The 819-nt window shown below is 56.4% G+C and carries 1 protein-coding gene; it reads right to left on the bottom strand.

The genetic code is table 11. The annotated features are described in order from the left end of the window. Positions 1–819 (bottom strand): hypothetical protein (locus AAE514_RS18475; protein WP_347333037.1); only part of this gene is annotated, 819 nt, incomplete at both ends.

Here is an 819-nt window from a genome sequence, read left to right as displayed (position 1 = left end):
GCCGCCGACCAGTTCGGTCATCCCCGTGATTGCAATATAGGGTTCGGAGCCTTCATTCTTTGAAAGATCCCACTGCGCACCAGCGGTTTGGTTCCAATAGGTTTTTTCGTTTTTCCCATGCAGAGTATCGCTACCGCTCCCAACGAGTTCCTCCATCCCTTCAAAGGCCGAAAGGCGGGTAACCGGGTCAGTAGAGTTACCATCTACAACCGCAGCCACAGATTCCCCGTCATGAGTCAACTTCCAAACGGAATGGGAGTCCGTATTGGCCTCAACGGTCAGCGTGTCAGTGACAGCGGCACCTTCACCGCCGATCAGTGTTCCAGTGAACGCTTCGCCCGAGGTGATGGTAAAGTCATCTTTTGCGCTCCCACCTCTCAGGGTATCCATACCGGTCAGGGCCAGGTCATATACCGCGCCATCACCGCTTTCCACCAGTTTCCAGCTCGATGGCCCTTGGGTGCCATCCGTTAAGATTTCGGAACTCAACGTCCAATCCGTGGATTGATTTCTGCCGTAGAAGGTGTCGGATCCCGAGCCGGTGAGGGTATCCATATTACTGAATTCGCCCAGCCTGGCGGCGCCGCCATCTACCTCTACGGCATTAACGCCGTCACCGTGCGCCAGCCGCCAGTTCAAACTCTCTTCGCTGGCCGCTTCGACCGCCAGGCTATTCACACCGGCTCCGCCGTCAACTGAACCGGACAAAGTGCCTGAAGGCGTTAAGGAGAAATCATCATTGCCTTCCCCGCCGGCCAGGTCTGTGAAGCCGGAGAAGGTAAAGCGTGGATCCTCACCCACAACGTTCTGGATGCTGCC

Source organism: Marinimicrobium locisalis, assembly GCF_039822625.1.
GTDB lineage: Bacteria > Pseudomonadota > Gammaproteobacteria > Pseudomonadales > Cellvibrionaceae > Marinimicrobium > Marinimicrobium locisalis.
This window is presented reverse-complemented; position numbering and strand designations above follow the sequence as displayed.